Below are 21,106 nucleotides of genomic sequence, written 5' to 3' on the forward strand. Positions count from 1 at the left end.
TGTAAGTTAACTTGGGACTTGATATAGACTTACACTGTAAGTAAATCAAGTGTGGGAACTGAAAGAGGCGCAAGTGGCTAAGAAATCAGGAAAAACATTTAGACTGACGCGGGAGGCGATCCTTGCTGCCGCCGTGAAACTGGCCGACGAGGCCGGATCCGATTCGCTGTCTATGCGCAAACTTGCAGCCGCTTTGGGGGTCGAAGCGATGTCGCTCTACAACCATTTCGCCAATAAAGATGAATTGCTGATGGGCATGGCGGACTGGGCCGTCGGGCAGATTCCACTGCCCAATCCAGACGGCAAATGGCAGGAGGAACTCCGCGCCCGCGCCCACAATGCCCGCGCCACATTCCTGGGCCATCCATGGTCGATCCAGCTGATGGTCTCCTTGCCGAACACAGGTCCCAACGTGCTGGCCTATGTCGAAGCGACGCTCTCGGTGATGACGAATGCTGGGTTCGCGCTGATTGACGCCGACCACGCTTGGAACCTGATGGACAGCCACATCTATGGCTTCACGCTACAAGAACTAAACTTCCCCTTCGCCCCCGAGGAATACGCCGAAGTCACCAAAGCCCACCTGCACCTGATCCCCGCCGAGACCTATCCCAACCTGCGCGCCATGGCCGAGAAAGTCGCCGCCCGCGAATATGATGGACTGCACAATTTTGCGCAGGGGGTGGAGTTGATAATTTCAGGGTTGGAGGGGGGCAACTTCTAACGACGACGATCACTCGTCAAACAGAAAGATCGTCATCCTCTAGCGAAGGCTCGAATGCGCTTTTGGGCCTAAGCGCGAATGACGATCCGGTTTTAGTGGCCTCTCGCATTCTGTCACATCGGAAAACCCGTGGACCTTCCCGAAGGTGGTCATAGGCGACAACGTACCAAATTGGGTATTTCAAAAGCAGGTAGTGGGGCTCGATCTTCCGTTTCGATTGCGTTCCATCTTCGCGTTGATATCGAACCTCAAGCACCTCTTGATCAATAAAAGCTTGGTGCAACGCTTGTACGACCCGCTTCGGAGGCGCATGCGCACCTGCCTGAACATATGTCGATGCCGTAACACCAATCAGAATTCGGGATTTTAGGCGGTCGACCTTGGCGCGCTTCTCTGGCGAGAAGGAAGCCTCCAACTGTCTTCGGACCGCCCCGAGATTGGCCAGAAACAACGGGGAGTCCATCTTTTCAGCCACCGCAATGCTGATCAGAAGATCCACCGCTTCGCCGTAGGACAGGTTCATTCTGCCAACGCCCCAGCGCTGATCCAGACGTACACCGCCGCCACGCCCGCGATCCGCGTCAATCTGCATGCCTTGGTCCCGCATAAGGGCCAGATCGCGCGTGATCGTCCGCACGCTGACGCCATGCTGCCGTGCCAAGTCAGCCACGGTGCAATGCGTATCCTGTTTTAGCTGAGCGGCCAGAAGTTCAATCCGTTTCAGTCTTTCATGTGCATTTGATCGTGCCATCAAACAAATAGGACACAAAATGGCGTATTAATCAATATGAGGGTGAGGAACCAAGGCCTGAAATCAGAAAAAGGAGATCACCCTATGAAAATGAACTACTTCGTCGTCGGAACCAACAATATGGATGCGGCCAAAACCTTCTATAACGCGTTGTTTGACCAATCTGGGCTTCAATGCCTGTCCCCTTCGGATAGGATGACTTATTGGGTCGGCGAGGATTTCGCCTTCGCCGCAGCAACTCCCTTTGATGAAAACCCCGCCACCGTAGGGAACGGAATGATGGTTGGGTTTAGCGTTGGGGATGCGGACGAGGTTACACGGATGCACGCCTTGGCGATCGACCTTGGGGGCACGTGCCAGGGCAAGCCGGGGCAACGTGGGCCGCGGTTCTCTGCATATGTTCGGGATCTGGACGGGAACAAGCTGTGCTTCTCTGACTAAGCGGGTTGGGGGTCGGCATCCCACGTGCCGCGCCCTAAATAGAAACGGCCTCGCATCGCTGCGAGGCCGTTGTCATTTCCAACCGTAAGGCCGTAACCGCTTACGCCTTCTCCAGCTCAAACGCGTCATGCAGTGCCTGCACGGCCAGTTCCATGTATTTGCGGTCGATCAGGACCGAGATCTTGATCTCGGAGGTGGTGATAACCTTTATGTTCACGCCTTCATTCGAAAGCACCTCGAACATTTTGGCGGCGATACCAGCTTGACTACGCATGCCGATGCCTACGATCGACACCTTGGCCACATCCTGATCCGCCACGATGTCGTGGAAGTTGATGTCACCGGCTGCTTTAGCATCTGCCATAGCCTTTTCGGCACGGGCCACCTGATCGACGGGACACGAGAACGTCATGTCCGTGCGACCCTCTTCCGAGATGTTCTGAACGATCATATCCACGTTCACGCCGGCCTCTGCCAAGGGGCTGAAGATGGCGGACGCGATGCCGGGGCGGTCAGCCACCGAGATCAGGGTCATTTTCGCTTCGTCGCGGCTATAGGCGACGCCCGAGACTACATTGCTTTCCACGATATCCTCCTCGTCGCAGACCAACGTGCCTGCTTCCGGGTCATATTCTTCGAAACTGCTGAGAACCCGCAGTTTCACTTTGTAACGCATGGCCAGCTCGACCGAGCGGGTTTGTAGAACCTTCGCGCCCAAAGACGCCAGTTCCAGCATTTCCTCGAACGCGATCTTGTCCAGCTTGCGCGCCTTGTCCGAGATACGCGGGTCGGTGGTATAAACCCCGTCCACATCCGTATAAATGTCACAACGTTCAGCACCGAAGGCGGCGGCAAAGGCCACGGCTGTGGTGTCCGATCCGCCACGACCCAGCGTGGTGATCCGGCCATCATCAGCGATACCTTGGAAACCCGCGATAACGGCAACGCGCATGCCCTCGCCAAATTTGGCCATGATGTTGTCGTTGGGAATCTCTTCAATCCGCGCGGCCGAGTGTACACCGGTGGTTTTCACCGGAACCTGCCAGCCTTGCCAGCTGCGCGCGGGGATATCCATCTCTTGAAGACGCAACGACATAAGCCCTGCGGTCACGTTCTCGCCCGAACTGACAACGGCGTCATATTCGCGCGCGTCATACAAATGCGAGGTCTCGTTCACCCAGCCCACAAGCTCGTTGGTGCGACCCGACATGGCCGAGACAATGACGATCACGTCATAGCCATTGGCCACCTCGCGCGCGACCCGTTTCGAGGCCCGGTGGATCCGATCCAGATTGGCAACCGATGTGCCGCCAAATTTCATCACAAGAATAGGCATGTGGCCCTTGTCCTGTCTCTCAGTCTGCGTTCGCGCGTGTTTAGGGCGTGGGGGGGCAAAGGGCAAGTGTGGAAGGGGTAACAGTTGAATCCGAGTTCAGAACCGGGGTACAGCGTTCTCAGTTCTTCTTCGCATATTTGATGAATGGCGTCTTCATGGCGACCTGATCATACAGCATCCGGCCCTTATAGTTGAACTCTTGCGTCATCCAGTAGGTGCCTGAGCAGCCATTATCCTTGGCGATCTTGTGCACAGCCTCGATCAGCTGTCGGCCAACACCTCCCCCACGCAAGTTGGGGTCCACATAGAGGTCCATTAGATAGCATGTGTTCTCAACGCTCCACATGCTGCGGTGAAACAGGAAATGGGTCAGGCCAACCAGCATACCGTCTTGCTCTGCCACCAACCCCTGATACTCGCCGGGTTCGCCCGAAAGCATTCGCGCGAACGAACTGTCGAACACTGCGTCGTCCAGCTTGGTCTCGTAATAATCCAGATAGGCTGTCCACAGTACGCGCCATGCGGGTTTGTCGTCGGCACAGATGGGCCGGATGGTGATATCAGCGGGCATGGCGTCGTCCTGAATGAGGTGTCTTTGGCGACAGCCTAGCTGATAACCCTTCGATCTCAAGGTGCCTTAGTTCACCTTGCGTGTCGGTGTGAACGGCAAGGGCAGCACAGGCACGCCGTCTTCGATCAGTTCTTTGGCGTCTTCCAGTTTGGTTTCGCCATAGATTGCACGCTCGGGTGCTTCGCCCAGATGCATGGCACGGGCTTCTTTGGCGAAGTCCTCTCCGACATAATCGCTTTCAGCCTCGACCTTGGTGCGCAGTTTGGCGATCTCGGCCTCGATTTCAGCCTGTACCTCAGGGGGCGGGGCGACATGGGGTGTCGTGGCAGCAGTGGCTGCCGGGGCTGGCACGGGTTTGGATTGCGCAGCTTCGGGTTTCTGGGCTGCATTGCGCGCTGGGCGCACCTTGGGGGCCATCAACGATTTCTCGACCTTCGACGAGCCACAATCCGGGCACACAACGTGACCGGCCGCACGCAACCCATCAAAGGCGTCGGCGTTCTGGAACCAGCTTTCAAAGCTGTGGTTCTGGTCACATTTCAAGGCGTAACGGATCATAGCGTTCGATTGTCCACGTGAAGTCACTTAGTTTGAAGGATATATGAAACTCGCAACCATGTTTCGCAAGGCCCATACGTCTGCCTTTCTGGCAGATCACCTAACGCAGAAGCTTAGGATTGAAATCCTTGATGATCTGGCGCAGCTCAGGCTCGGACACCATCTGCGCCGCTTTTTTGCGGCTCACCCACTTGCGGCGGCGCTCACCTTTCTCGGGGAAAGACTTCAGCTGTCTTTTGACCTTCAGCGGAAACACAGCCACCACACAGGGAAGTTTCTCACCCGCATGACCTTTGTCATAGGCATAAAAGCCCAGCACTTGGTGATAAAGCTTGCCCTCAACCCCGGCCTCTTCAAACGCTTCGGTTGCGGCGGCACCTGCGGGGGTTTCCCCATCCATTGGCCAGCCTTTCGGGATGATCCAACGTCCGGTGCCGCGTGAGGTGATTAGAAGAAATTCGGCTTTGCCGTCGTGTATACGGAACGGCAGCGCGCCAAACTGCGTGCGCACGGATCGCTTATCACTCAGCGATAGCCGAATTGGCTTTTGTTTGCCTTTAGCAATCGTCAATTTCTTACCGCTCTTGCTACCCATCTGTCCGGTCAGCTTATCCGGTTATTGTTATTCTTCTTTAAAGATAGCCTGTTTTAGGGCGAAATAAAGGAAAAAGCGGCAGATATGGTGGGGAAGAGGGGGCTTGCCCCCAGATCAGGTGCAGTGTTGGGTGTCAGGCAATGAAAAACGCCCCGACCGATTGGCGGGGCGCTTCAAATACGTATTGGGTAGGCCGTTGGGACCCTAGTCCCGTGTGCCGGCAAACCGTTCTTGCCACTCTTCGCGCTGCTCGTCGGCAATTTTGGCAAAAAGGTTCTCGGGCACCGTAAAGGCGTGCCCTTCTTTCAGTTTCGCAAGGGCTTCGCCCACGTCGCCCGGCCAATCCATGTCTGTGTTCATCGCCTCGCGAAGCGTTTCTGACGCATCGGGGATGAATGGGGCGGATAGCACCGCGTAAAGGCGGATCAGGTTCAGGGCCAGACGGATCTGAGCCGCTGCCTGATCAGGGTCTTCCTTGAAGGTCGACCAAGGTGCTGTGGTTTGCAGGTATTCGTTGCCAGCGACCCATATGCCACGCAATTCCTGTGCGGCTTTACGCACATCCATGGCTTCCATGTGACCTTCATAGGCGCGGACCTTGGTGTTCAGATCGGCGATCAGAGCCGTTTCGGCTTCGCCATAGCTGCCACCTTCGGGCACAGCTTCCGAGAACTTGGAGCGGCAGAACTTGGTTACGCGGCTGACGAAGTTGCCCAGCACGTCGGCGAGGTCTTTGTTCACTGAGGTTTGGAAGTTTTCCCACGTAAACTCGCTGTCCGAGTTTTCAGGTGCGTGGCTAAGAAGCCACCAGCGCCAGTAATCAGCGGGCAGGATCGACAGCGCTTGATCCATGAAGACGCCACGACCTTTTGAGGTCGAGAACTGCCCACCATCATAGTTCAGGTAGTTAAACGATTTGATGTAATCGACCAGCTTCCACGGTTCTTCCGACCCCATAATCGTCGCCGGGAACGACAGCGTATGGAAGGGGACGTTGTCTTTGCCCATGAACTGCACGTAACGCACGTCATCGGCACCTTTGTCGGTGCGCCACCAGCGCTGCCAGAAGTCGTCGCCTTCGCCCAGATCGTCGGCCAATTCGGCGGTCGCTGCGATGTATTCAATCGGCGCATCAAACCAAACATAGAAGACTTTGCCTTCCATACCCGGCCAATCCTCGCCGCCCTTTTTCACGGGGACACCCCAATCCAAATCGCGCGTGATACCGCGGTCTTGCAGCCCGTCACCATCGTGTAGCCACTTCTTGGCAATGGATGTGGTCAGCACCGGCCAATCGGTTTTGGTATCAATCCACGCATCCAGCTTGTCCTTCAGCTTGGACTGACGCAGATACAGGTGCTTGGTCTCGCGCACTTCCAAATCGGTTGATCCTGAAATGGCCGAGCGCGGGTTGATCAGGTCGGTCGGGTCCAGCTGCTTGGTGCAGTTTTCACACTGGTCACCACGCGCGCCGTCATAGCCACAGTTGGGGCATTCGCCCTCGATATAACGGTCGGGCAGGAAGCGGCCATCGGCGTTGGAATAGACTTGCTTTTCCGACACTTCCTCGATCAGGCCGTTGTCGGCCAGTTTGCCCGCAAAATGCTGGGTCAGCGTGCGATTGCGGTCGCTGGACGAGCGGCCAAAATTGTCGAACGACAGGCGAAAGCCTTTTGCGATTTCGGCCTGAACCGCGTGCATTTCGGCGCAAAACTCTGCCACGGGCTTACCAGCTTTCGCAGCGGCCAGTTCAGCCGGAGTGCCGTGTTCGTCGGTTGCACAGATAAACATGACTTCGTGGCCCCGGCAGCGATTATAGCGGGCATAAAGGTCCGCTGGCAGCTGCGAGCCGACCAGATTGCCAAGGTGCTTGATCCCATTGATGTAAGGGATCGCCGAAGTGATGAGGACGCGGTTCATGTGAGCTCCCGTAACGTGTTTGTCGCCGTATACGACATGCCCTGCGTCGTGACCAGAGGCGGAAGTCTGTTAACCCCGATCCCGCAATTTACCAAACAGCCGACCCATCGAGAACGTCGTGCGCGGGGTATAGGTATAGGGTGTACGCTCTTTCAATGTTGGGCGTCTGAGCATCCGAGCTAGACCAAATCCGATCAAAACCACATGGCCCGCAGCAATCATTGTGAACAGGGCAGGTGGGCCATAGCTCTCGATCAGGTTTGACGCCAGCAGTGGCGATGCAATGGCCCCAACCGCGTAGTAGAACATCAGGGCCGCCGATAGTTCGACCCGTTCTTCGCTTGAGGCAAAGTCATTTGCGTGTGCTGCGGCGACCGAAAAGATCGGGAAAGTGGTGAAGCCAAAGAGCCCGGCGGCCAGAAACACTCCGGCGATGCCAGACCCTGCTGCCAGTATTGTGATCATGCAGCTGACGATGGCCGCAGCTGACAGCCAAATCAGCACCCAGCGCCGGTCGTACCGGTCTGCAAGCCAACCTGCTGGAAGTTGCGCCAGCGCGCCGCCCAACACGAAGGCGGCCAAAAACCACGCCAACTGGCTGGTCTCAAGGCCGACCTCGTCGCCATAGATCGGGCCGACCATACGAAAAGCGGATGTGGTGATGCCCGATGTGATCACTGCGGCAACTGCCAGAGGGGACCGGATCCAGGCCAGTGCGGGGCGGAGGCGCGGCGCTTCGGGTATTTGAGGTTGGCGTGCGCGGGTTAATGCCAAAGGCAGTATGGCCGCGCAGCAGAACATCGCCAGTATGTTGTAGCTAATATAATGTGCGGGCTCCAAAACAGCGATCATCAACTGGGCGCCCAACGACCCACCCAGTTCAATAATGCGATAGCCGCCCATCACGCGGCCTCTCGTGTTGTTGGTCACGCGCGCGTTGATCCAGCTTTCAAGCACCGTATAGCTGCCTGCCACGCACAATCCCGTCGCCATCCTCATAACCGCCCATGCGTAGGGATTGACCCACATCATGTGCGCCAACAGGCCGATGGCTCCCAGCGCAGCAAACCCCGCATAAGCGCGCGCGTGGCCCACCGTTCCCATCAGGCGAGGCGCCCACCAGCATCCCACGAAAAACCCCACGAAATGCGCCGAACCCAACAGGCCAACCTGGGTCCGAGTGAAGCCCAGTGTCAGGCCCGACACCGCATCCAAAGGAGCGGCCCCGCCTGAGCTTAACTGCACCAACACGATGGACAGCAGCAAAGGGGTGAAGCTTAGAAATAATCGCATTGGTCACCTCTGTTCCCTCAAAGCTTGGCAACTTTGGTGGACCAGTCCGTCCTCTTCGCGACGTCGTGCTTCTGATCATGTCGTTTTTCGCTGTTTCACTTGCGAGGCAACCGGGGGGCTGGTAAGCGAAGGAAACCTGATGGAAACGATAGGAATTGCATCGGGCAAAGGGAAGGCAACGCGGATGGACGGAACAGGTCAGACCACGGCACGGCTTGAGGTGCGCGGTCTTAGACGCAGTTTTGGCGGGCTGGACGTCGTGCGCGATGTGTCTTTGTCGCTCCAAGCGGGGCAGGTGACCGGCCTTCTGGGGCCGTCAGGTTGCGGTAAATCCACCACGCTACGAATTATTGCTGGCGTCGATACCCAAACCGAAGGCGAAGTCTGGATTGATGGCCAAATGGTAGCTGGCCCCGGCGTGTTCGTCCCACCCGAAAAGCGCCATATCGGATTGATGTTCCAAGATTTCGCGTTGTTTCCGCACCTATCGGTTGGGGACAATGTCGCCTTTGGCTTGACCGGCACCCGAACGGAAAAACGCCAGCGTGTACATGAATTGCTGGATAAAGTTGGTCTTGGCACATTCATTGACAAGTTCCCTCATGAATTGTCGGGCGGCGAACAGCAGCGCGTTGCGCTTGCTCGGGCCTTAGCGCCTCGGCCGTCCATCATGCTCATGGACGAACCGTTCTCTGGGCTGGACAACCGACTGCGTGACGGTATCCGGGATGAGGCCCTAAGCATCCTGAAAGAAGAAGGCGCCGCCGTGCTTTTGGTCACGCATGAACCGGAAGAGGCGATGCGCATGGCCGATGAGATTGCCCTTATGCGGGCCGGTCAGATCGTGCAACGCGGCGCGCCCTACAACGTGTACAACACGCCAGTTGACTTGCAGGCGGCAGCATTCTTTTCTGATGTAAATGTCATCTCGGGCAAAGTCGAAGGCGCTTTGACCCAAACGGCTTTCGGTCAATTCCTTGCTCCGGGCGTGCCGGATGGTTCGCAAGTGGACATCGTGATCCGTCCCCAACACCTGAAGATCGACTTCGACCGCGGCGGTGTTGGGCCAAGCCCGACTCCTGAACATGGCGTCTGGGCCCGCGCGCTGGTCAAGCGTGCGCGCTTTATTGGCAAAGAGAGCCTTGTCGAGTTTCAGATGGAGCGCGATGAATCCACACTGACGGCATCGGTTCCATCGGTGTTCCTTCCAAAGCCGGAAACGGCGCTTTGGATTGCCATTCGTCGCGACCGTTGCTTCGTTTTCCCGCATAAGTGATAGCCAGAAGTTTAGAATCGGTCCCCAGTCAGTGCCACCAATTCAGGGGTTTGCCCCGTGATGCCCGATGCGATCATGCGACATGCCGCCTCAATTCCCTGAAATAACGGCAGATCAGACAGTTTTTTCCCTTTGGGGCTTTGAACTTCCTGCGCAAGGCAATAAATGTTCTGGGCGATATATCTACGAAAGCCGCCCAAAGGCTTTTGGACTAGGGAGAATAACATGCTCAACAATATCGGCCTTCCGGGCCTTCTGCTGATTGCCGTCGTGGTGCTGGTTCTGTTCGGCCGCGGCAAAATCTCGTCCTTGATGGGTGAGGTCGGTAAAGGCATCACCGCTTTCAAGAAGGGCGTGGATGACGGCAAGAAGGAAATCGAAGACGAAGCCGCCGAAGTCGCCAAAGACGTGACTCCTGAAGCCGAAGAAGACAAGGCGTAAGCCGCCTAAGGAAAGGCGCAGCCTATGTTCGACATCGGGTTTACCGAGCTTCTGCTTATCGGGGTTGTAGCCCTGATCGTGGTGGGTCCCAAGGACCTGCCCGGCATGTTCCGCACGCTTGGTCGGTTCACCGCCCGTGCGCGCCAAATGGGGCGCGAATTCACGCAAGCCATGAACGACGCTGCGGACGAATCTGGCGCTAAAGATATTGCCAGCACGTTGAAATCCGCCACATCATCAAAGTCGATGGGATTGGATGCGCTGAACAAGGCCGCCGAGGGGTTCGAACGATGGGATCCCGCGCAGGCCCGGCGTGATCAGAAAGATGCAGACGCGTCGCTTAAGGCAAAAGACGACGAGGAAAGCGCCAAGCTGGCCGAGTCCACTGCCAAGGCTGCTGAGAAGATCAGTGCCGCAAGCGTCAAGCCCAAGTCAGCGTCGAAAACGGCTGCTGCCAAGGTTTCGGACGACAAGCCGGCCAAACCTGCGGCGAAATCGAAGGCTAAGAGGCCCGCAGCCAAAAAGCCTGCGGCTAAGAAATCCACAGCCAAGAAACCTGCTGCCAAGAAGCCCGCTGCGAAAAAGCCAGCGTCGAAGGCGAAACCCAAATCCACGGATACATCTGACGCATGAGCGACACTGACGAGATCGAAGACAGCTCGGCCCCGCTGATCGAGCATCTGGCAGAGCTGCGCACGCGGCTTATCCATTCCGCCGTTGCCTTCATCATCGGCATGGTGATCTGTTTCACCGTCTGGAACCCGATCTTCAACATCCTGACCGAGCCGCTGTGTTCGACCATGGCCGAGCGTGGACAAGCGGATTGCGGGCTGATCTTGATTAAGCTGCAAGAAGGTTTCTTCGTCGCGGTCTCGATCTCGCTTTTCGGGGGATTGGTTCTGTCGTTCCCCTATCTCAGCTATCAGCTTTGGCGGTTTGTTGCGCCGGGTCTTTATAAGACCGAGAAAAATGCGTTCCTGCCCTTCATGCTGGCGTCACCCATCATGTTCCTGATTGGCGCCAGCTTTGCCTTCTACGTGGTGATGCCTCTGGCCTTCGACTTCTTCCTAGGGTTCCAGCAATCGGGCAATGTTGGCGAAACTGGGGTCGAGGCCTCTATCGATTTCCAAGGCTCTGTTCAGGAATACCTGCGCCTGTCGATCAAGTTCATTGTGGCCTTTGGTCTTTGCTTCCAGCTTCCAGTTCTTCTGACCCTGATGGGCAAAGCCGGGCTGGTGTCGTCGCAAGGTCTGGCTGATGTGCGCAAATATGCGGTGGTTGGCATTCTGGTTCTGGCCGCACTGGTTACACCCCCCGATGTTATCACGCAGGTCATTCTGTTCGTTGTTGTCTATGGGCTTTATGAGATCTCAATCCAGCTTGTGAAACGTGTCGAACGCAAACGCGAAGCCGATCTGCGTGCGCAAGGCTTGTGGTTCGACGATGACGACGAAGAAGCTGAAGACGAACTGATGGCAGAGTTCGACGAAGATGATGAAGATGACAATGACGGGGACAATGACCCTGACGACGATCCGGAAGACGACCCAGGCATGGTCGAAACCGGTCGCTGATCCCGATCATTTAGAAAAATGAAAACGCGCCCCATTCGGGCGCGTTTTTCGTTGTGTCGATGCGCTTTAAGTCTCCTCAAATTCGGCCTGTTGTCGCGTTAACTCTTTAAAACCCGGCTCATCCGCGCTTTAAAGGTTTGAAACTCTTCTGAGGGCATGAAGGACCATCGAAAATGGCAGATCAGGACATGATGAAACGTATAGCCGAAGCGTTGGAACGCATGTCTCCGGCCCCGTTATCTGCGCCTGATTTCAACCATGCAGATGCGTTTGTCTGGCACATGTCTCCGGATCGGTTGGAGCCTGTCACCCACGTGAACCGCGTCTCGATTGATCTTCTTGTGGGCGTCAATCGATCGCGCGATACGCTGTTGGAGAACACGCTTCAATTTGCGCGTGGGTTGCCCGCCAACAACGCGCTGCTTTGGGGCGCGCGCGGGATGGGGAAGTCGTCTTTGGTAAAGGCCGTTCATGCCGAGGTTCTGTCGCAGGGTCAGGCGTTGAAAATCGTTGAGCTACAGCGCGAAGACCTGCCGTCGGTCAGCCGCCTTCTGAACCTCCTGCGCGGATCAAGCCATCGCTTCTTGCTGTTCTGTGATGATCTTTCGTTCAGCCATGATGACCAACACTACAAGTCGCTGAAAGCCGTACTGGACGGAGGCATCGAAGGGCGCCCAGATAATGTTGTTTTCTATGCAACATCCAACCGCCGCCACCTGATGCCGCGCGATATGATCGAGAACGAGCGCTCATCAGCCATCAACCCGTCTGAGGCGGTCGAAGAGAAAGTATCGCTGTCAGATCGATTTGGGCTTTGGCTGGGCTTCCATCCTTGTGATCAAGATGAATACCTGTCGATGATCCGGGGCTACTGCGATGCACATGGCGTTGAAATAGATGACGAAACCATGCGCGCCGAGGCGATTGAATGGCAAGCGACACGCGGCGCACGTTCGGGCCGTGTGGCGTGGCAGTACTTCACCGATCTGGCGGGCCGTAAGGGTGTGACGCTGGGCTAAGCCCGCTCAATCAAAAGACTTCTCAACCCTTTGTGGCATGCTAGTGTTCGGTACCCAATACCGGAGCTGACATGAAACGCATCGCCATTTTCTGTGACGGAACCTGGAACCGGTCCGACGCGCAAAATCCAACCCATGTGTTGCGCATTGCGCAAGCAGTGCGACCGACCGCGCGCGACTTCGTCACGCAAGTTGTTCACTATCTGCCTGGTGTGGGCAGCGGGCAGGGCGTGACGAAGCTGTCGCGGTTCACAGATCGGGTGCTGGGAGGTGCGCTTGGCTGGGGCTTGGATGACCGCATTTTGGAGGCCTACCGCGCCCTGTTGTTCACTTATGAGCCGGGCGACCAGATTTACATTTTTGGGTTCTCCCGCGGCGCCTACACAGCGCGATCCCTTGCGGGCATGATCCGTACAGCTGGCATTCTGCCATCTAATCGAACCGACCTGATCCCCGAAGCGATGCGCTTGTATCGCGCACGCGACGGCCGCAACTCGCACCCCGACAGCGCACCCTCTATGGCCGCGCGCTTGGCCATGTCGCCCGAGGTCGCCACCAGTCCCAAGGACGAGGAGTGGCGCAAGGCGCAAGGGATCGACTGTCATCTTTTGGACATCACTTATGTCGGCGTATGGGACACGGTGGGCGCACTGGGTGTTCCCCCGTTCCTTGGTCCGCTCGCGCGTTTCCTGAATGCGCGCTATGCGTTTCACGATGCGGATCTGTCCCGATCTGTTGGGGCAGCGCGTCATGCTGTGGCAATTGATGAGCGCCGAAAACTCTTTCCCCCGGCGCTCTGGATCAATCTAGACAAACTGAACGGAGAGATCACGAGCAGCAATTCACGCTATCAGCAGCTTTGGTTTGCGGGCAATCATGGGATCGTCGGGGGCTCGGGTGCAGCTCCAGAGTTATCCGCCTTTCCAACGGCTTGGATCGTGGCAGGGGCGCAAGAGCGCAAGTTAGACTTCAACCCTTCACGACTTCAGGAACTTCTGACCGCCGCTGACCTGACGGCGGATGACCGGGGGGCAGCCTTGCAACCCGAATGGCGCAATCTTTGGGGGTTATTGCTGTGCGATCGCACGCTTTTGCGCGATCCTGACAGCCAAGATATCCCGGCCCGGCAGATTTCAGGCGCTGCAAAAGAAAGGGTGCGGCAGACGTCTTATCGCCCGCGCACTCTTGATCCCGTCATCGAAGAACTTTTGAAATAGACCAGACGGTTAAGCCAGCTGACCTTCCGCCGTGATCCGAGTTTTGCCGCCCAAGTAAGGGTGCAGGACCTCTGGCACGGTGACCGATCCGTCCTCTTCCTGACCGTTTTCAAGCACGGCAATCAAGGTGCGACCCACTGCCAGCCCCGACCCGTTAAGTGTGTGCAGGAACACGGGCTTGCCACCCTCGGCGGGCTTCATGCGGGCGTTCATGCGACGTGCCTGAAATTCCCCGCAGGTCGAGATCGAGCTGATCTCGCGATAGGTTTTTTGGCCGGGCAACCAAACCTCGATGTCATGGGTGCGGATCGCGCCGAACCCGATATCGCCGGTGCACAGAACGACGGTACGATAGGGCAGGCCCAGACGTTCCAGAATATCCTCGGCACAGCGGGTCATGCGCTTATGTTCGGCATCGCTTTCGTCGGGTTTGGTGATCGATACCATCTCGACTTTTTCGAACTGGTGCTGACGCAACATGCCGGCGGTGTCACGCCCCGCGGATCCGGCTTCGGACCGGAAACACTGGGTGTGGGCCACATAGCGACGGGGCAAATAGCCCTCTTCAACCGTCGCGCCATTGACGATATTTGTCAGCGGAACCTCAGCAGTCGGCACCAGCCACCAACCATTTGTGGTCTGATAGCTATCTTCGCCAAACTTGGGCAATTGGCCCGTGCCCAGCATCATTTCTTCTTTAACCAGAACCGGGGTCCAGGTTTCGGTCAGCTCGTTTTCATTCACGTGCACGTCCAGCATGAACTGGGCCAGCGCGCGGTGCAGACGGGCCACAGCGCCAGACAGCACCATGAAGCGCGAGCCGGAAAGCTTCGCGGCAGTCTCGAAATCCAGACCATCCTGAACTGCGGGAAGCTCGTAATGCTCGATCGGTTTAAAGGCGAACTCGCGCGGGGTGCCCCAGCGGTTGATCTCGACATTGTCGTCTTCGTCTTCACCATCCGGCACATCGTCCGCCATGATGTTGGGCAAACCCATCAAAAGGTCGGAGAGCTTTCCGTCCAGCTCTTTCGCCTGATCGTTCAGCTCGGCAATCTCGGCCTTCTTTTCGCCGACCAATGCGCGCAGACGCTCAAACTCAGCCTCATCGCCCGAGGCTTTTGCAGCCCCCACGGATTTCGCCGCCTTGTTGGCGTCAGCCTGCGCGGTTTCAGCCGCAAGGATGGCGGCCCGGCGGCTTTCATCAAGCGACAGCACCTCGCCTGACAGCGCCGATAGGCCCCGACGGGCCATGGCCTTGTCGAATGCTTCAGGATTGTCACGGATCAGGCGAATATCATGCATGGATCTGTCCTTTGCTTAAACCTGACGCGCATATGCCAGAAGGGCGCGCGCGGGGGAAGCCCTAAGCGAAGATGCGTATCACATAGTCTTTGCGCGTGGTTTCCAAAACTTCCCACGTGCCGGAAAAGCCGGGGCGAATGACCATGCGGTCGCCCGCGCGAAGGTGGGTCTCTGCACCGTTCGCATCGGTCAGGACCGAATGGCCATTAAGAATATTGAAGTATTCCCATTCGTCATAAGAGACGCGCCACTTGCCCGGAGTGGATTGCCAGATGCCGGTGAATTGATCCTCGGTTTCTTCCAATGACCAGGTGGTGAACTCGGGATTGCCCGAGATCAGTTTGTCGTCCGAGGGACGCTCGGTTTCCGGTTCGACGTCCGAAGTGATCTTGAAGGCAAGCATGGGGACTCCTGTGGATTGATATTTTGATCAAATTACGCAAGGCGGCGCGAAAGGAAAGACTAAATTGTGTGTGCAAAAGTGAAGAAAGCCCGATGGCCATGCTTGCTGGACAACCCACAGACCCCCATATAGGGTGCGCCGGACATTTATGCGGGGCGTAAGGGCCCGCCTGTGAAAAAAGGGACTAAACGATGTTTGCAACTCCTGCATTTGCACAAGCCGCGGGCGCGCCAGCAGGCGGAATTCTGAACGGGATGTTGGTCCCAATGGTGCTGGTCTTCGCGATCATGTATTTCTTCATGATCCGCCCTCAGCAAAAGAAGATGAAAGAGCATCAGGCGATGCTTGGTGCGCTGCGCAAAGGCGATCAGGTCGTCACGCAAGGCGGTGTGATCGGTAAGGTCACAAAAGTCAAAGACGACACCGAGGTTGAAGTTGAAATCGCATCGGGCGTGAAGGTCCGTGTTGTACGCTCGACCATCGTGAATGTCATGGGTAAGACCGAGCCGGTTGAAGGCTGATCTTCTCGGACTTTTCCGACCAAACAAACTGAATAACAAAGATTTATAGGGCAGGGGCACATGCTTCAAATCGCAACTTGGAAACGTCTTGTGATCTGGGGGCTGGTGCTCCTTGGCCTGTATTTTGCGTCTCCGAACGGCTTTTACGACCGGGTCGAGACCCATAATGACGCGGTCGCAACGATCGAAACCACGGGCGCCACAGCCGAACTGGAAGCGGATCGTTCCGCGTGGCCCGATTGGGCGCCGAGTTCTCTGGTTAACCTGGGTCTGGACCTGCGCGGTGGTGCGCATCTGCTGGCAGAGGTTCAGGTCGAGGATGTCTATGAAGCGCGCATGGATGGCTATTGGCCGGAAATCCGCAATGCCTTGCGGGACGAGCGTGCCACCATTGGTACGATCCGCCGTCAGGACAGCAATCCCGCTGAACTTCGGGTCCAGATTTCGAAGCCCGAAGCTTTGCCACAAGCGATCGAGGCCGTTCGCGCGCTGGCGCAGCCGGTTGTCAGCCTGTCTGGTGTTGGATCAACCGATATCGAGGTTAATCCCGGTCGTGAGGGTGAGTTCGTAGTTACTCTGTCCGAGGCCGAACGCGTTGCCACCGACGATCGTACCATCCAGCAATCGCTTGAAATCATTCGCCGTCGTGTGGACGAGGTTGGCACGCGCGAACCCACCATTCAGCGCCAAGGTGACAAACGTATTCTGATTCAAGTGCCGGGCATCGGGTCGGCGTCTGAGCTGAAAGAGATCATTGGCAAGACAGCCAAATTGACCTTCCACCCGGTGGTCAACCGCACCACCGACGCGACAACCACGCCCGGTCCGCGCAATGTTCTTTATCCGTCGCTGGATGAAGAAGGTGTGCTTTATGTTCTAGAGCAAACGCCTGTTGTGACCGGCGAACAATTGAACGATGCACAGCCCGCGTTTGACCAAAACGGCCAGCCTGCTGTGAACTTCCGGTTCAATGTCGCGGGCGCGCGTCTTTTCTGCGACTACACTGGCGCCAATGTTGGTGCGCCTTTTGCAATTGTGCTGGATGAAGAAGTCATCTCGGCCCCGCGCATCAATGAACAGATCTGTGGCGGCTCGGGTATCATCTCTGGCAATTTCACGCTTGAGGAATCAACCAATCTGGCCGTGCTTCTGCGCGCAGGTGCTTTGCCTGCCGAGCTGACCTACGTCGAAGAACGCACAATCGGCCCTGAGCTGGGTCAAGACAGCATTGATGCGGGTAAGATCGCGTCGATTGTGGCTTTTGCTGCGGTTCTGATCTTCATGGTTGCCTCCTACGGTTGGTTCGGTGTGATCGCCAATATCGCGCTGATCCTGAACGTGGGTATGATCTTCGGCCTTCTGTCGATGATCGGGGCCACGCTGACCTTGCCGGGTATCGCGGGCATTGTGTTGACCATCGGTATGGCCGTGGATGCCAACGTGCTGGTCTTTGAACGTATTCGCGAAGAACTGAAAGCGGGGCGTGGCCCCGCGCGGGCCATCGAATTGGGCTATGAGAAAGCTCTGTCGGCCATTCTGGATGCCAACATCACCACCTTCATCACGGCTGTGATCCTGTTCATCATGGGCTCTGGTCCGGTGCGCGGGTTCTCGGTCACACTGGGGCTGGGTATCATCACCTCGGTCTTCACGGCCATCTTCCTGACGCGTCTGATGATTGTCATTTGGTTCGAACGCAAACGTCCGCGTACCCTTGAAATCAAAGGCATTCGACTGGCACCACAGGGCCGTGTGTTTGACTTCTTCAAACGTTCGATTGCGACGTTGGGGGCCTCCGGTCTGGCTATGGTCGCATCGGTGATCTTGTTCCTTGTGATCGGTTTGAACTTTGGCATCGACTTCCGTGGCGGGACGACAATCCGCACTGAAAGCACGCTGGCCGTGGATGTGGGCACTTATCGTGATGCGCTGACACCGCTTGCGCTGGGAGACATCTCGATTGTCGAGGTCAATGACGTGAACTTCCGTGCCGATCAGCATGTCAGCCAAATCCGCATCGAGGCGCAAGAGGGCCAGGAGGCCATCACCCCCGAAACCATGACCGTGATTGAACAAGCCCTGGTCAAGGTTGATCCGGCGATCACCTTCCCAAGCGTGGAAAGTGTCGGGCCGAAAGTGTCGGGCGAGCTGGTAACCACTGCCGTCCTTGCCGTTGTTGCTGCGATTGCCGCCGTGCTTGTCTATATTTGGCTGCGGTTCGAATGGCAGTTCTCACTGGGTGCCGTAGCCGCGCTTGTGCATGATGTGGTGCTGACCATCGGGATTTTCAGCCTGTTGGGCATCAAGTTTGATTTGGCCATTATCGCGGCCCTTCTGACCATCGTCGGCTATTCACTGAACGATACTGTGGTTGTTTTTGACCGCGTGCGCGAGAATTTGCGCCGCTACAAGAAGATGGACCTGAAAGAAGTTCTGAACCTGTCGATCAATGAAACGCTGGCACGGACCATGATGACCTCTGTCACCACGCTTTTGGCGCTGATTGCGCTTTATGTGCTTGGTGGCGATGTGATCCGCGGATTCGTGTTTGCGATGATTTGGGGTGTGATCGTTGGGACGTACTCGTCGATTTTCGTGGCCTCGGCCATCTTGTTGCGCCTTGGCGTGAAACGCGACTGGTCAAAGCCTGACGCGAACTCTGGCAACCAATTTGCCGATGTAGATGCCTGATCTTTTCGCCCAAGCCCTGGCACTGCCGGGGCTTGGGTGGATTCTGGCAGCAGCTTTCACAGCTGGGCTTGTGCGCGGATTTGCCGGATTTGGCACGGCCATGATTTTTCTACCGATCACCTCGCAAGTTGTTGATCCGGTTCTGGCAATCGCAATTCTTATTGTTATGGATTTGGCAGGTCCCGCACCTGCTATTCCGCGCGCCTTGAAAGATGGACATCCGAAAGATCTGATGCGGCTAGTGGTCGGGATGGCGCTTGCACTGCCGCTTGGGTTGGCCGCACTTTTCGTGGTCGAACCCATAGTATTCAAACTTGTCGTGTCGCTTGTGAGCCTTGCAATGTTGGCAGCTCTTGTAAGCGGATGGCGGTATCACGGGGCAGTGACACCCAAAACGGTTTGGGCAACGGGCGGTGTGGCTGGCCTTTTGGGCGGGGCCGCTGGCATTCCGGGACCACCGGTCATTTTGCTTTATATGGCCTCGCCACATGGCCCGCGTGTGATCCGCGCCAATACCACCGCGTTTTTGTTTTTCTTTGATCTGATCATGTTGGCGGCCTTCCTGATCGCGGGCAAACTTCTGGGACTTCCACTGGTGCTGGGCCTTTTAACAATGGTGCCCAGTCTCTTGGGAAATTTCATCGGAGGTTGGGTTTTCAATCCGGAGTATGAACGCCTTTATCGACGTGTGGCCTACGCAATCATTGCTGGATCGGCCCTGTCAGGTCTATATGCGGTCCTAGGTTAAGGAGAGCAGGATGCAGTTTCACGAAGTCAGATATGACAGCGCGCAGCCGGTCGACAGCTATGGACCGGGGTTCTTTCGTGTCGCAGGTGAAGTGATCCACGGGCCTGTGCTTGTCACGGCCGAAACGGCAATCAGTTGGGGCGGGCTTCAGGATATTGCCTCGCTGACTGCGCTGAAGGGGCAAATTGACGTACTGTTTCTGGGAATGGGAGCGGAAATCGCCCATCCCCCACAGCCGTTGCAGGAAGCATTGGACGAAGCCGGGATCGGCATTGAGCTTATGAGCTCTGCCGCGGCCTGCCGCACCTATAATGTGCTGATCGCCGAAGGACGCCGCATTGCGCTGGCCGCCCTTCCGGTCTAAGGCTTTTTCATGGAGCTTAGGGCCGATAAACTTTCTGTTGCACGTGGCGGCGTGCCAGTGCTTGAAGGGCTGGATTTCACCCTTCAGCCCGGTCAGGTGCTGATCCTTCGCGGACCGAACGGATCAGGCAAAACCACACTTCTTCGCACGCTTGCCGGGCTTCAACCGCCTGTCTCAGGCACGGTGTCGGTCGATCCCGAACACGTCACATATGGCGCACATGCAGACGGCTTGAAGGCCACCCTGACTGTGGAAGAAAATCTTCGGTTCTGGGCATCAGTTCATGGAGTGGACGAGATTGCCTCCGCAGTGGAAAGTTTCAATCTTCACGGTCTTCTAAACCGTCCCGCAGCGAACCTATCAGCGGGCCAGAAACGGCGACTGGGATTGGCGCGTCTTTTGGTGACGGGGCGTCCCATTTGGCTATTGGACGAGCCAACCGTGTCGCTTGATGTGGCATCGGTGAAGCTATTTGCTGATGCTGTGCAGCGGCATGTGGCAACTGGCGGTTCGGCTTTGATTGCCACGCATATCGATCTGGGCTTGAAGGCCGATACGTTCGATGTCGGCCCATACAAGGCAGATGCCAATCGTCCACACAATGACGGTCCCCGCGATGCATATGCAGATTTCGACGAGGCTTTCCAATGATTGCGCTTCTGGTTCGGGATCTTAGGCTGGCAATGCGCGCGGGCGGGGGCTTTGGCCTTGGACTGGCCTTCTTCCTGATTGTATCAACACTGGTTCCGTTTGGCGTTGGGCCCGAGGCCGCGATCCTATCACGCATCGCGCCCGGCATTCTGTGGGTGGGCGCACTATTGGCCTGCTTGCTGTCACTTGATCGCATCTTTCAGTTGGACTTCGAAGACGGATCATTGGATCTATTGGCAACGGCTCCGATCCCGATGGAGGGCATCGTAGGAGTGAAGGCGTTGGCGCACTGGCTGGTGACGGGGCTACCGCTGACCTTGGCCGCGCCTGTTCTGGGCACGTTGATGAACTTGGAAAGCCCTGGGCATTACTGGATCTTTGTCACGCTTTTGATTGGCACTCCGGCCTTATCAATGATCGGGGCCTTTGGGGCTGCGTTGACCGTTGGTCTAAAACGTGGCGGGCTGCTTCTGTCGCTGCTGGTTTTGCCACTTTACATCCCAACCCTGATCTTCGGGGCCGAGGCCGCCACCCGAGGTGCTGCGGGCCTTTCCGCCACGACACCGCTGTTGATGATGGCCGGGATCACCGCTGGATCCATCGCTCTGCTACCATTTGCCGCCGCAGCTGCCTTGCGTGTGAACCTGAGATAAGTCAAACCATTCCGGGGCAGTTGCCCTATGTTGTCACTCGCTACCCAACCAAGGAAG

23 protein-coding genes are annotated in these 21,106 nt (G+C 56.8%); 14 read left to right on the forward strand and 9 right to left on the reverse strand.

Annotation, left to right across the window (positions count from 1 at the left end; all coding sequences use genetic code 11):
* Window positions 1-73: 73 nt before the first annotated feature.
* Complete coding sequence (locus AC0L6A_RS05855; protein ID WP_473292806.1) at window positions 74-724, forward strand: TetR/AcrR family transcriptional regulator; 651 nt, start codon at window positions 74-76, stop codon at window positions 722-724.
* Window positions 725-740: 16 nt separating this feature from the next.
* On the opposite strand, the gene AC0L6A_RS05860 is transcribed toward AC0L6A_RS05855, so the two are convergent.
* Window positions 741-1,475 carry a helix-turn-helix transcriptional regulator gene (locus tag AC0L6A_RS05860; protein ID WP_473292807.1) on the reverse strand — a complete coding sequence of 245 codons (735 nt, stop codon included), beginning with the start codon at window positions 1,473-1,475 and terminating at the stop codon, window positions 741-743.
* 84 nt (window positions 1,476-1,559) lie between these two features.
* Here AC0L6A_RS05860 and AC0L6A_RS05865 point away from each other — a divergent pair, with 84 nt between their 5' ends.
* Window positions 1,560-1,916 (forward strand): VOC family protein, encoded by a 357-nt coding sequence (locus AC0L6A_RS05865; RefSeq protein ID WP_473292809.1) that lies wholly within the window; start codon window positions 1,560-1,562, stop codon window positions 1,914-1,916.
* A gap of 100 nt (window positions 1,917-2,016) precedes the next feature.
* On the opposite strand, the gene AC0L6A_RS05870 is transcribed toward AC0L6A_RS05865, so the two are convergent.
* The 6 genes from AC0L6A_RS05870 to AC0L6A_RS05895 all read right to left on the reverse strand — a co-directional run bounded on the left by AC0L6A_RS05870 (window position 2,017) and on the right by AC0L6A_RS05895 (window position 8,189).
* Window positions 2,017-3,252: an aspartate kinase gene (locus AC0L6A_RS05870; protein WP_473292810.1), complete on the reverse strand. Its 1,236-nt coding sequence runs from the start codon at window positions 3,250-3,252 to the stop codon at window positions 2,017-2,019.
* Between the two features lie 118 nt (window positions 3,253-3,370).
* A complete protein-coding gene (locus tag AC0L6A_RS05875) occupies window positions 3,371-3,823 on the reverse strand; it encodes a GNAT family N-acetyltransferase (RefSeq protein WP_473292811.1) in 453 nt (150 codons plus the stop codon).
* 66 nt (window positions 3,824-3,889) lie between these two features.
* The gene (locus AC0L6A_RS05880; protein WP_473292812.1) at window positions 3,890-4,381 is read right to left on the reverse strand and encodes a DUF1178 family protein; all 492 of its coding nucleotides are present in this window, start codon (window positions 4,379-4,381) and stop codon (window positions 3,890-3,892) included.
* A gap of 100 nt (window positions 4,382-4,481) precedes the next feature.
* Complete coding sequence (locus tag AC0L6A_RS05885; RefSeq protein WP_473292814.1) at window positions 4,482-4,976, reverse strand: NUDIX hydrolase; 495 nt, start codon at window positions 4,974-4,976, stop codon at window positions 4,482-4,484.
* Window positions 4,977-5,180: 204 nt separating this feature from the next.
* Window positions 5,181-6,896, reverse strand: a complete 1,716-nt coding sequence (metG, locus tag AC0L6A_RS05890) for a methionine--tRNA ligase (protein WP_473292816.1) — start codon at window positions 6,894-6,896, stop codon at window positions 5,181-5,183.
* A 69-nt stretch (window positions 6,897-6,965) separates the two neighbouring features.
* The gene (locus tag AC0L6A_RS05895; RefSeq protein ID WP_473292817.1) at window positions 6,966-8,189 is read right to left on the reverse strand and encodes an MFS transporter; all 1,224 of its coding nucleotides are present in this window, start codon (window positions 8,187-8,189) and stop codon (window positions 6,966-6,968) included.
* Window positions 8,190-8,373: 184 nt separating this feature from the next.
* Between AC0L6A_RS05895 and AC0L6A_RS05900 the strand changes: the two genes are divergently transcribed.
* The 6 genes from AC0L6A_RS05900 (at window position 8,374) to AC0L6A_RS05925 (ending at window position 13,716) form a co-directional block, all read left to right on the forward strand.
* On the forward strand, window positions 8,374-9,465 hold the full coding sequence (locus tag AC0L6A_RS05900) for an ABC transporter ATP-binding protein (RefSeq protein WP_473293393.1): 1,092 nt from the start codon (window positions 8,374-8,376) through the stop codon (window positions 9,463-9,465).
* A gap of 225 nt (window positions 9,466-9,690) precedes the next feature.
* Complete coding sequence (locus tag AC0L6A_RS05905) at window positions 9,691-9,906, forward strand: twin-arginine translocase TatA/TatE family subunit (RefSeq protein WP_473292818.1); 216 nt, start codon at window positions 9,691-9,693, stop codon at window positions 9,904-9,906.
* A gap of 24 nt (window positions 9,907-9,930) precedes the next feature.
* Window positions 9,931-10,539, forward strand: a complete 609-nt coding sequence (gene tatB, locus AC0L6A_RS05910) for a Sec-independent protein translocase protein TatB (RefSeq protein WP_473292819.1) — start codon at window positions 9,931-9,933, stop codon at window positions 10,537-10,539.
* Window positions 10,536-11,480 carry a twin-arginine translocase subunit TatC gene (gene tatC, locus AC0L6A_RS05915; protein ID WP_473292821.1) on the forward strand — a complete coding sequence of 315 codons (945 nt, stop codon included), beginning with the start codon at window positions 10,536-10,538 and terminating at the stop codon, window positions 11,478-11,480. The genes tatB and tatC overlap by 4 nt, the downstream gene beginning before the upstream one ends.
* A gap of 173 nt (window positions 11,481-11,653) precedes the next feature.
* Window positions 11,654-12,499: an ATP-binding protein gene (locus AC0L6A_RS05920; protein ID WP_473292822.1), complete on the forward strand. Its 846-nt coding sequence runs from the start codon at window positions 11,654-11,656 to the stop codon at window positions 12,497-12,499.
* A gap of 71 nt (window positions 12,500-12,570) precedes the next feature.
* Window positions 12,571-13,716 (forward strand): DUF2235 domain-containing protein, encoded by a 1,146-nt coding sequence (locus tag AC0L6A_RS05925; protein WP_473292824.1) that lies wholly within the window; start codon window positions 12,571-12,573, stop codon window positions 13,714-13,716.
* 9 nt (window positions 13,717-13,725) lie between these two features.
* Here AC0L6A_RS05925 and serS read toward each other — a convergent pair whose 3' ends face one another.
* Together serS and AC0L6A_RS05935 are read right to left on the reverse strand one after the other, a co-directional pair.
* Complete coding sequence (gene serS, locus AC0L6A_RS05930; protein ID WP_473292825.1) at window positions 13,726-15,018, reverse strand: serine--tRNA ligase; 1,293 nt, start codon at window positions 15,016-15,018, stop codon at window positions 13,726-13,728.
* A 61-nt stretch (window positions 15,019-15,079) separates the two neighbouring features.
* The gene (locus AC0L6A_RS05935) at window positions 15,080-15,421 is read right to left on the reverse strand and encodes a cupin domain-containing protein (RefSeq protein WP_473292827.1); all 342 of its coding nucleotides are present in this window, start codon (window positions 15,419-15,421) and stop codon (window positions 15,080-15,082) included.
* A 191-nt stretch (window positions 15,422-15,612) separates the two neighbouring features.
* On the opposite strand from AC0L6A_RS05935, the gene yajC reads away from it, so the two are divergent.
* Genes yajC through ccmB form a run of 6 tightly spaced genes read left to right on the forward strand, consistent with a single transcriptional unit; the run spans window position 15,613 to window position 21,049 of the window.
* Entirely contained in the window at window positions 15,613-15,942 is a 330-nt protein-coding gene (yajC, locus tag AC0L6A_RS05940; protein ID WP_473292828.1) for a preprotein translocase subunit YajC, read from the forward strand.
* Between the two features lie 60 nt (window positions 15,943-16,002).
* Entirely contained in the window at window positions 16,003-18,633 is a 2,631-nt protein-coding gene (gene secD, locus AC0L6A_RS05945; protein WP_473292830.1) for a protein translocase subunit SecD, read from the forward strand.
* A complete protein-coding gene (locus AC0L6A_RS05950; protein ID WP_473292832.1) occupies window positions 18,626-19,381 on the forward strand; it encodes a sulfite exporter TauE/SafE family protein in 756 nt (251 codons plus the stop codon). The genes secD and AC0L6A_RS05950 overlap by 8 nt, the downstream gene beginning before the upstream one ends.
* Before the next feature lie 10 nt (window positions 19,382-19,391).
* Window positions 19,392-19,745, forward strand: a complete 354-nt coding sequence (locus AC0L6A_RS05955) for an Mth938-like domain-containing protein (RefSeq protein WP_473292834.1) — start codon at window positions 19,392-19,394, stop codon at window positions 19,743-19,745.
* A 9-nt stretch (window positions 19,746-19,754) separates the two neighbouring features.
* Entirely contained in the window at window positions 19,755-20,396 is a 642-nt protein-coding gene (gene ccmA / locus AC0L6A_RS05960; protein WP_473292836.1) for a heme ABC exporter ATP-binding protein CcmA, read from the forward strand.
* Window positions 20,393-21,049, forward strand: a complete 657-nt coding sequence (ccmB, locus tag AC0L6A_RS05965; protein WP_473292837.1) for a heme exporter protein CcmB — start codon at window positions 20,393-20,395, stop codon at window positions 21,047-21,049. The genes ccmA and ccmB overlap by 4 nt, the downstream gene beginning before the upstream one ends.
* Window positions 21,050-21,106: the final 57 nt, after the last annotated feature.

The sequence above is a fragment of the Aliiroseovarius sp. D2-2 genome, assembly GCF_055809455.1.